The sequence below is a fragment of the Sinorhizobium fredii NGR234 genome, from assembly GCF_000018545.1.
Taxonomy (GTDB): Bacteria; Pseudomonadota; Alphaproteobacteria; order Rhizobiales; family Rhizobiaceae; genus Sinorhizobium; species Sinorhizobium fredii_A.
Genome location: NC_012587.1, coordinates 1,051,452 through 1,060,437, shown reverse-complemented (window position 1 = coordinate 1,060,437; position 8,986 = coordinate 1,051,452). Strand labels below are relative to the sequence as shown.

Here is an 8,986-nt window from a genome sequence, read left to right as displayed (position 1 = left end):
TTCTCCTTAGGTTTCAGAACCCTGTTCGGTTCCTGCAGAAAGGAGATAGGACAGCGGCGGCCTCCGGTCTTTGATGTCTGTCAAACAACTGCGATGTTGGTCGGTTCAGTCCCGCCCGCCTTCGGCAAGCTGCGCCAGTCCGGGCAGATCGCAGATGATCAGCTTCTGGCGCCCGCCCTCGACCAGGCCCTTCGCCTCCCAGGCGCTCAAGATGCGCGACACGGTGTGGAGCGTGGTGCCGGTCATCTCGGCGATATCCTGACGGGAAATCGGAAAGTCGATGCGGATGCCGCCTTTTTCCTGCTTGCCCGCCTGGCGCGAAAGGCGCAGCACGGCATGGGCGACGCGCCGTTCGACTTCCTGGGTGGACATTTCCCGGATTCGCGTGTGCGCCTCTTCCAGCCGCTGGCCGATCGTCTGCATCGTGCTGATGGCCAAGCGCGGATTTTGCTCGACGAATTGCGGCCAGAGATCCGTCGGCCAGGACAAGGCGACGCTCTCGCTAACCGCCGTCGCGGTGCCTGGATAGTCCGAACGCTGCAGTGCCTTGGCGAAGCCGAAGAGGTCACCCGGATGGACGACGCGCACGATGATCTGCTGGCCATCCTCGGTGACCTGGGTCACCTTCAGGCGCCCATGCAGAAGAAGGAAAAAGCTGGTGGCGGTCTGGCCCTGCTCGAACACGGCGTCGCCCGGCGGAACGCGTTTTGCCGTGGCATGACCCAACAACTTGTCGAGGTCGGCGTCGGTCATCCTGTCGAACAGGGGAAGCGACCTCACCACGCTCCGGTCGATCTTCATTCCATCTCCCCTATCGGTGCGCCTGGCGCACCTTTGCCTGCGCTGTTCAAAATTCCTATCATGGCAGGCAGGGGGAAAAAAGCCGGGGTTCGCGCCGGTTGCGCCGCATCACAGGTGCAGGCCCTTCGCCCTCAGCGTCTGGAGAAGCGGCGCATACCAGCGGCTATCCTTGACCAGGCGGAAGCCGACATTGTCGGGAGGGGCGCCGACGGCGCAGCCGCCACCCTTGGGATTGCGGACGAAGGAACTCAGCGCGGCACGGTGCTTGCCGGTCGCGATGTAGATGCCGCAGGAGGCGGCATCGCTGATGACGGATCCGGAGCGATCCAAGGTGACGCGGCGGCTACAGGTCGCCGTCCATTCCCAGACATTGCCGGCGAAGTCCGAAAGCCCGGTTTCGCTTTCCCCGAAATGTCCGAGCGACTGCGGCTCCGGTTCGCGTGACGCCTTGCGTGCCGTCTCGCGACGGTAGTCGGCGAGCCAGCGCAGCGCCGGGTTGGATGTGTCAGAATCGACGCCGAGCGCATCGTCCGGGAAACGGCTGCCGGCGGCAAAGGCGAGTTGCTCGTCCGTCGGGATCACCCAGACCGCTCCGGTCCTGCGGCTGATCCAGGCGGCGTAGGCGACCGCGTCGTCGAAGCTGACGCCGGTTGCCGGCGTCAGCGCCGGATCCGACGGCACATGCTCGGGCTCGGCGGGCGGACAGGCCTCTTCCGCGACGCAGCGCGCGTAGTCTGCGGCCGTCACCTGATATTTCATGATGGCGAGCGGCGCGCTCATGCGCACCGTCGTCATCGGCCCGTCGACGGCATAGCCATTTCTGAAAAATTCGCCGGCGACGCGGTAGCTGAAATCCCGCGGAGCGACAACGACGATGGGCGGCTCATCGAGCGGCGTGCCGACCGGTGCATCGAACAAGAGGCCCGTTTGCTTTGCGAGGAGGCCGGCGAGAAGCAGGAAGAGAACGGAAGGGATCGCCAGCGATAAGGACGTGGCGTCCCGTTTTTCTGAAAGCGCGGCCATGACGGCCTCCTTGCGACGATCCTTCTTTGCTCGTTTCCGCCCGAGGATCATGCGGCGATATCGCGGCCTGCGCCGGCGGAATTCCCGCCGGCGCAGGCCGCGCGCGGCGGTCTCAGGTGCCCGACGGCGCGCGAACGGAGGTCATGAGATCGTCGTTCCAGTCGCCGGTGACGGTGAAGTGGGCAGCGGCGCCGAGCTCGAAAGCTTCAATCAGGTTGTGGTTCACATAGGCGTAAATGCCGGGCTGCTCGAAGGTGTAGAAGGCCGCGCCGGCTGTGCCCCCGGGAATAAACCAGGTTTCCTGATCGCGATCCGGAAGATTGCGGAACTTGCCCGTCGCCCAGACATAGTCGCCATGGCCGCCGATCAGATGCGGGCGGGTGTCGCGGTTGGCTTGCGAATGGACGATCAGAACCTTTTCGCCGACGGCTGCCTTCAGCGCGTTGTCGCCGGTCAGCGCCCCCACCGCACCGTTGAAGACGATGTGGCTCGGGGTCAGGGTCCGCATGACTTCCAGCGTATCGGCATAGGCATCGCCGGCGCTCTCGTATTTCTTGTAATTTCCCTCAGCGTCACGCGGCACGTAGAAGTCCTGCTCGCCGACATAGTAGATCTTGTCATACGTCAGCGGCTTGCCCTGGCCGTCCGTCAGTCCCTCGCGCGGCAGCACCATGATCGCGCCGTTCATCCCCGAGGTGACGTGCCACGGAACCATGCCGGGAGGTGCGCAGTGGTAGACGAAGACGCCTGCCTTGGTCGCCTTGAACCGCAGGACCGTGGACTCGCCCGGATTGACGACCGTCAGCGCCCCGCCGCCGAGCGCGCCGGTCGCCGAGTGGAAGTCGATATTGTGCTGCAACGTGTTGCTTTCCGGGTTGATCAGCGTCAGCTCGACATAGTCGTCCTGGTGCACGACCATCATCGGACCGGGAACCGAGCCGTCGAAGGTCATCGCCTGGACTTCCGTGCCCTGGTCGTCGATGACGAGTTTCTTCTCCTCGATCGTCAAGGTGAACTCGACGACCTTCGGACCACCTTCGGCCTTCTGGGTGTGGGCGTGGACGAAGGGCGGCTTGACGAGATCGACCTTCACGCGCGGCAGCGAAGCGACGTCTACGGGGGCGATCTTGGCGACCGCCTCTTCCGCCTGCGCGGCGGCTGCGCCGACGAGCGGGGTCAGCGCGCCCGCGATCGCCGCGCCGGCCAGCATGCTGCGGCGTGTCATCTGGAATTGCTCAGACATGGAACCTCTCCTTGAAAAGGACGGAGCGAATATCGCCCGGTCGTTCTCATCCTAGGAGGGTCGCAGCCAAGCTCTTTGAGGTGGAACAAATAGTCAGATTGCACGGGTGCGACATTTTGACGGGCAGCAGCGACAGACACCTCCCGGCAAGGCGGGCGCGGCATGCACCGGGCCTGTCTTTGCCAATTGTCAAAGAAGACCTTTCGCGACTCCGGTACTCAGATGCGAGCTAAACGTCAGGAGTTGAATCATGAATGGATCGAAGGTGGCGGAGCGGCCCGGCCACGTGCCGCGGGGCCTGGGACGGACGGGCCCCGTGCTCTTCTCATACGGTTTCCGGCCGTTTTTCCTCGGAGCGGCGCTTTGGGCTGTCTGCGCCATGGGCCTGTGGATCGCCGCGCTCGCCGGCCATGTCGAACCAGGCGGCAGCTACGGCGCTCATGCCTGGCATGCGCACGAGATGCTGTTCGGCTTCGCCTCCGCCGTTCTAGCCGGCTTTTTGCTGACGGCGGTGCCGAACTGGACGGGCCGGCTGCCGGTCTCCGGTTGGCCGCTCGCCGGACTGTTCGCGCTCTGGCTGGCGGGGCGCGCGGCGCTCCTTTCGCCGGATGCAATCGGCGTTCCGGCCGCCGCCGCAATAGACAGCCTCTTCCTTCCTGCGCTGCTTTTCATCTGCGCCCGCGAGGTGATCGCCGGCCGCAAGTGGAAGGACCTCAAGGTGCTTGGCGGGCTCTTGGCGCTGTCTCTCGCCAATGCCTGCTTTCACGTGGCAGTCATCACGGGAGACCATGCGCATATTGCGATGCGGCTCGGCATCTCCGCCTATGTGGTGCTCGTCACCATCGTCGGCGGACGGATCCTGCCGAGCTTCACCCGCAACTGGCTGAACCGCTTCGGCCGTACGGATTTTCCCGTTCCCTATAATGGCTTCGATACGGTGGCCATCCTCGCGGGCATCATGGCGCTCGCCTCGTGGACGCTCCTTCCCGAGCATCCGGCCACAGCACTCACGGGTCTTGTCGCGGCGCTGCTGCACGTCATCCGGCTCGGCCGCTGGCGGGGCTGGGCCACCTGGCCGGAAATGCTGCTCGTCGTCCTGCACGTGGCCTATGCCTTCATCCCATTGGGCTTTGCCGCGATCGGCTTCGCCGCGCTCGGTTTCGTCGAAGAGCACTCCGTCATGCATGTGCTGACCGTCGGTGCCATCGCCTCCATGATGCTCGCGGTCATGACCCGCGCCAGCCGCGGCCATACCGGCCATGCGCTGGCGGCTTCGCGCCCGACAGTCGCATCTTACGCCGCCATGTTGCTCGCCGCCGTGCTGCGGCCACTGGCGGAAATGTTGCCCGAGGCCGCGACTATGCTCCACGCCGCGTCCGGTGGCCTGTGGATCCTGGCTTTCGCGCTGTTCTGCCTCGAATACGGGCCAATTCTGGTGCGCAAGCGCCGCGCGTTGCATTGAAAGCCACAAGCTGGTCAACGCAGAAACGGCCCGGGGATTCCGGGCCGTTTCCATTTCTCCGCACTGCTAAAGCCTCAGTTCGTCATCATCTCCGGCGTCCAGGCCGGCTCGTAGGTCAGCCGCACTTCGGCATATTCCACCCCCGGCACATACCAGACGCAATTGCGGACGGCCTCCTTCAGATATTCGCTGGCCGGGCAACCCTTCGTGGTCGTCGTTATCGTCACATGGGCGATGCCGCCATCGTCGACGGAGACATCGTAGATGAGGCCGAGGTCGACGATGTTGCGGCCAAGTTCGGGATCGATGATCATGCGCAGCGCCTCGCGGATCGCCCCGCAGACGGTCTCGTTGATCGCTTCGGTCATGGCATCAGCCTTTCTTTCCGGCACGCACGAATATGCGGAAGGTGGTGCGCGTTTCGTCGAAATTACCCGCCCACTGGTGGCCGCGTTTCGCAAGCTCCGGGAAAAGAAAAACCGGCTCGCGCGAAAGCAGGGCGAACAGGACCTCGCCCGGCTGGAGCCGTTCGGCGGCGGCCAGGATGCGCACCATCGGCTCCGGCGGGTCCAGCCCGGTCAGATCGAGGTGTTCGGCCGGGTCGGGCCAGGTGTCCGCATTCTCGGCGTCGGCGGACGCTTCCACCGGCGTGCCCGTCGCGTTCGGCGTGAACAGAACCTCCCAGTCGCCGCCGTCGATCTCCTTCGCGGCGTGGCCGTAGCCGCGGCTCTCCATCACCTTGAAGAGCGGTTGCGGGCGGAATGGGGCTAAAAGTCGCAAGCCCTGCCCGGGCTTCAGCCCGCTCACGGCCTCCATGATGGCCTGGAACGGCTCGCCGCCGCTTCTCAATATGGGCCGAACGTCGAGTTCTCGGGGTGCAGGATTCATCGGTCACTCCTGTTGTCGAGCGATTGGAAGAAAGAGATGCGGTCTTGGCGCCCCGACGGGGAAACGCAGCGGCTCGGCAACGGATGAGAGCATCCGGGCGCGCACCAGTTCCGCCATCAGGCCGACAGTGGCAATGAGTTGCAGCAGCAGCGCCGCGCGAAACCATAGGGCGCTCTCGGCAAAAAGCGAGCCGGTGGCCGCCGCCACGGCTGCGTAGTAGAGACAGAACCAGAGGCTCGAGCGGCCCTCCCGGACGAGATCCTGCACACGCGGGACCGCGGCGCGGCCGAGAACCGAGCCATAGCATTCGAGCCAGGTCAGGAAGGGAACGATCTTATAGAGCTGTGCGAGCCCCAGTCCCGTGAGCCAGCCGAAGACGAAGAGGTAGACGAGAGCCGCCGCCCCCTCGCCGGCCGCCGCCCTGGCGCCTGGGACGATGAACAACGCCACGGACAGGAAGAGAGCCACAAATGCCGCATAGCTTGCGCGGATATTGAGTTCCACCGCCTTGCGCCGGCGCTCGCGAAACAGACGGATCACGTCGGCGCAATAGAGAAGGGTGGCGATACCAGCAAGAAGCGTCGCAAACGCGAGCGGTCCCCGCGCGGCCGAGACATCAAAGACGAGCCAGGCGATACGGCCCACGACCAGCGCCAAGGCGGCGCTAGCGGCCCACCAGACGAGGCGGGACGTGCCGCGCGTTTCCTCGGGCGCAAGCATGAACATCGGCAGCAGCCGGTAGCTGACCCCGACGGCGGTGAGGGTCAGCCAGCCGCCGAGACCGAGGGCTGCGTGGGACGGCACGCCATAGATGAGCAACGTAGCAGCGAGATCACTCGCGACGGTGCCTGAAAGAACGAGGGCGAAGACGGCGCCGACCAGAACCGTCGCCACCAGCGCAACCAGTCCCAGCCCGACGAAACGGGCCGGCAGCGGCAGCGGCCGTGCCGAACAGAGCGTCGCCGCCAGCATGGCGGCCGCAAGTCCGAAACCGCTCACCAGCAACAACGCTCCGAACGGCAGCATGCCGGGTGAAAGCGCGGCTACACCCGCCAAGGCACCAAAGCCGCCGACGAGCAAAAGAAGTCCGCCGACAAGCAGAAGCAGGACCGGCAGGGCCAGCCGCCGCCAGCGCAGCGGTGCGGCGACCAGCACCGGCACGAATTGCAGGAGCGCTCCCACCATCAGCAGGCCGAGCCAGCCGATGGCGACAACATGGACGAGCGCCAGGGTTTCCGGCGCATCGACGCCCGCGAACGGATAACCGTAACCAGCCGCCATCGCGCCTTCGCCAATCAGCAGGAAGAGGCAGGCGGCAGCGAAGTAGGACATCGTCCATCGGGAAAGCGTGGCGCCTGGCATTTCGCCTCACCCCTGGATCACGATGATCTGGGTCTGTTCGACCCAAAATCATAGACCGTGATCGATTCTGAAAAGCTAGAGCGGGATGCGGCCGAAAAACCGCGCACTTCTCCTCATCCCGCTCCGGTTACGAGTTCACCGCATTCAAGTGAAGCGGATCAATGATCCGACCCGCAGCAGCATTCGCAGCCTGCTCCGTCTTCCAGGCGGGCTATTTCAACGCGCCATACCTCCGGCCCTTCTTCCAGATAATCCCAGCCGAACTGGCCCGGAAAATTCGTCTCCAGCTGGTAATGCAGGGGGCGCGGATCGTGGTCGCTGGTGATCTGCATCGAACCGCCCGGCAGGAGCGCGCCGAGCATACCGAAAATCCGGGGATGGCGCTCGCGCGGCGGAACTGTGCGAACGTCGATGGATGGCTTTGTATCCGTCATTGTCGTGGCAAATCTCTTTGATGGCCGCCCCTCATGTCGTTCCGGCAAGGCGGCGGCTCACCATAGCGGAACTTGGCTGACCGTAACCTCGGGCCCGCCCTGCCACTTTGACGCCGAGCAAACAATTCGCGAGAAACGCCTTCGTCCCGATCCTTGATATTGGTCAAAGATCAGGACCCGGTGCACCTCTAGGATGGCGCTCGAACCGTTCTCCCGCACTGGAAGGAATTTCTCATGCAACCGTCCCTTGTCGCGAAATATGGCGAGGCGCGCCTGCCGCGCTACACGAGCTACCCGACTGCGCCGCGCTTCTCACCCGCGATCGACGTCGGCACCTATCGCGACTGGCTTGCCGCAACGCCGCTCGACAGGCCGGCGTCGCTCTACCTGCACATCCCTTTCTGCCGCTCGATGTGCTGGTACTGCGGCTGCCACACGACGATCACACAGCGCGACCAGCCGATCCTCGACTACCTCGACATGCTCCGCCAGGAGATAGGCCTCGTGGCCGCAAGGACGAAGGCGCCGCTCAACATCGACCATGTGCATTTCGGCGGGGGAACACCGACGATCATGCAGCCGGAGGAAATGCTGGCGCTTGTCCGGCTTCTGCGCGAGCGTTTCGACTTCGCCGATACCGCCGAGATCGCCGTGGAGATCGATCCCCGGACGCTCGAGCAGGAGATGGCCACGGCTCTCGGAGAAGCCGGGGTCCGCCGGGCAAGTCTCGGGGTGCAGAGCTTTGATCCGGTCGTGCAGAAGGCGATCAACCGGATCCAGAGCGAGGAGCAAACGATGGAGGCGGTTTCCCGGCTGCGCCGGGCCGGCGTCGACAGCATCAATTTCGATCTCATCTACGGCCTGCCGCACCAGACGGTCGAATCCTGCATCGAAACGGCCAAGGCCGCAATCGCCATGGGGCCGGACCGCTTCGCGGTCTTCGGCTATGCCCATATCCCGTCCTTCAAGAAGCATCAGAAGCTCATTGACGAGAAAGCGCTGGCGGATGCGGAAGGCCGCGTCGCCCAGGCCGAAGCGATAGCCGCAACTCTCGTCGCCGCCGGCTACCGCCGCATCGGCCTCGACCATTTCGCCCGGCCGGACGACAGCCTGGCACTCGCACAGCAAAACGGGCAGTTGCGCCGCAATTTCCAGGGCTACACGACCGACGCCTGCGAGACCCTCATCGGCTTCGGTGCCTCGGCCATCGGCCGGATGACGGATGGTTATGTCCAGAACGAGATACCTCCCGGTGTCTATGCGCAGCGGATCGCCTCCGGCCGTCTTGCCACCGTGAAGGGCTATCGCCTGACGGCGGAGGACCGGCTCAGGGCAAACATCATCGAGCGGCTGATGTGCGACTTCCGCGTCGATGTGCCCGCCATCGCCGCCGCACACGGCTTCGACCCGCAGATGCTGCTCCACGGCAACGCCAAGCTCGCAATGCTCGAAAGCGACGGCATCCTCGAAAATGTCGGCGGGGTCATACGGTTGCGCGATGAAGGACGATTTCTGATCCGCGCCGTCGCCGCCGCCTTCGATGCCTATCTGGAGCAGTCGGGCAGGACGCACAGCAAGGCGGCGTAGGTTGCCGGGAAAGGCGGGCGTTGAAACCCCCTCTGCCCTGCCGGGCATCTCCCCCACAAGGGGGGAGATCGGCTGGAAGCGCGGTCCAGCCCAACACCAAGTTCTCCGATGCCGAATTTGGCGATCGGGTGCGGCATAGTAGGCCGAGCGGGACATCACCACCTGCCGATCTCCCTCCTTGTGGGG

9 protein-coding genes are annotated in these 8,986 nt (G+C 64.7%); 2 read left to right on the top strand and 7 right to left on the bottom strand.

What is annotated here, in order from left to right:
• Positions 1 to 105 precede the first annotated feature (105 nt).
• From NGR_RS16270 to nirK, 3 genes are all read right to left on the bottom strand, one after another.
• A complete protein-coding gene (locus NGR_RS16270; protein ID WP_012707571.1) occupies positions 106 to 801 on the bottom strand; it encodes a Crp/Fnr family transcriptional regulator in 696 nt (231 codons plus the stop codon).
• Between the two features lie 108 nt (positions 802 to 909).
• Positions 910 to 1,824, bottom strand: a complete 915-nt coding sequence (locus NGR_RS16265; RefSeq protein WP_012707570.1) for an SUMF1/EgtB/PvdO family nonheme iron enzyme — start codon at positions 1,822 to 1,824, stop codon at positions 910 to 912.
• 112 nt (positions 1,825 to 1,936) lie between these two features.
• A complete protein-coding gene (gene nirK, locus NGR_RS16260; protein ID WP_012707569.1) occupies positions 1,937 to 3,067 on the bottom strand; it encodes a copper-containing nitrite reductase in 1,131 nt (376 codons plus the stop codon).
• 250 nt (positions 3,068 to 3,317) lie between these two features.
• On the opposite strand from nirK, the gene NGR_RS16255 reads away from it, so the two are divergent.
• A complete protein-coding gene (locus tag NGR_RS16255; RefSeq protein WP_012707568.1) occupies positions 3,318 to 4,529 on the top strand; it encodes an NnrS family protein in 1,212 nt (403 codons plus the stop codon).
• A 74-nt stretch (positions 4,530 to 4,603) separates the two neighbouring features.
• Here NGR_RS16255 and NGR_RS16250 read toward each other — a convergent pair whose 3' ends face one another.
• The 4 genes from NGR_RS16250 to NGR_RS16235 form a co-directional block, all read right to left on the bottom strand.
• Positions 4,604 to 4,897, bottom strand: coding sequence for a metal-sulfur cluster assembly factor (locus tag NGR_RS16250; RefSeq protein ID WP_012707567.1), 294 nt, complete (start codon positions 4,895 to 4,897; stop codon positions 4,604 to 4,606).
• Positions 4,898 to 4,901: 4 nt separating this feature from the next.
• Positions 4,902 to 5,417: a DUF2249 domain-containing protein gene (locus tag NGR_RS16245; protein ID WP_012707566.1), complete on the bottom strand. Its 516-nt coding sequence runs from the start codon at positions 5,415 to 5,417 to the stop codon at positions 4,902 to 4,904.
• 3 nt (positions 5,418 to 5,420) lie between these two features.
• Positions 5,421 to 6,779 carry a membrane protein gene (locus NGR_RS16240; RefSeq protein WP_012707565.1) on the bottom strand — a complete coding sequence of 453 codons (1,359 nt, stop codon included), beginning with the start codon at positions 6,777 to 6,779 and terminating at the stop codon, positions 5,421 to 5,423.
• Positions 6,780 to 6,937: 158 nt separating this feature from the next.
• On the bottom strand, positions 6,938 to 7,213 hold the full coding sequence (locus NGR_RS16235) for a DUF2249 domain-containing protein (RefSeq protein WP_012707564.1): 276 nt from the start codon (positions 7,211 to 7,213) through the stop codon (positions 6,938 to 6,940).
• A 234-nt stretch (positions 7,214 to 7,447) separates the two neighbouring features.
• On the opposite strand from NGR_RS16235, the gene hemN reads away from it, so the two are divergent.
• Positions 7,448 to 8,800: an oxygen-independent coproporphyrinogen III oxidase gene (gene hemN, locus NGR_RS16230; RefSeq protein ID WP_012707563.1), complete on the top strand. Its 1,353-nt coding sequence runs from the start codon at positions 7,448 to 7,450 to the stop codon at positions 8,798 to 8,800.
• Positions 8,801 to 8,986: the final 186 nt, after the last annotated feature.

Excerpts from the sequence above, each read along its gene's own strand:
- NGR_RS16270 (WP_012707571.1), bottom strand. The coding sequence starts at position 801 with ATGAAGATCGACCGGAGCGTGGTGAGGTCGCTTCCCCTGTTCGACAGG.
- NGR_RS16265 (WP_012707570.1), bottom strand. The coding sequence starts at position 1,824 with ATGGCCGCGCTTTCAGAAAAACGGGACGCCACGTCCTTATCGCTGGCG.
- nirK (WP_012707569.1), bottom strand. The coding sequence starts at position 3,067 with ATGTCTGAGCAATTCCAGATGACACGCCGCAGCATGCTGGCCGGCGCG.
- NGR_RS16255 (WP_012707568.1), top strand. The coding sequence starts at position 3,318 with ATGAATGGATCGAAGGTGGCGGAGCGGCCCGGCCACGTGCCGCGGGGC.
- NGR_RS16250 (WP_012707567.1), bottom strand. The coding sequence starts at position 4,897 with ATGACCGAAGCGATCAACGAGACCGTCTGCGGGGCGATCCGCGAGGCG.
- NGR_RS16245 (WP_012707566.1), bottom strand. The coding sequence starts at position 5,417 with ATGAATCCTGCACCCCGAGAACTCGACGTTCGGCCCATATTGAGAAGC.
- NGR_RS16240 (WP_012707565.1), bottom strand. The coding sequence starts at position 6,779 with ATGCCAGGCGCCACGCTTTCCCGATGGACGATGTCCTACTTCGCTGCC.
- NGR_RS16235 (WP_012707564.1), bottom strand. The coding sequence starts at position 7,213 with ATGACGGATACAAAGCCATCCATCGACGTTCGCACAGTTCCGCCGCGC.
- hemN (WP_012707563.1), top strand. The coding sequence starts at position 7,448 with ATGCAACCGTCCCTTGTCGCGAAATATGGCGAGGCGCGCCTGCCGCGC.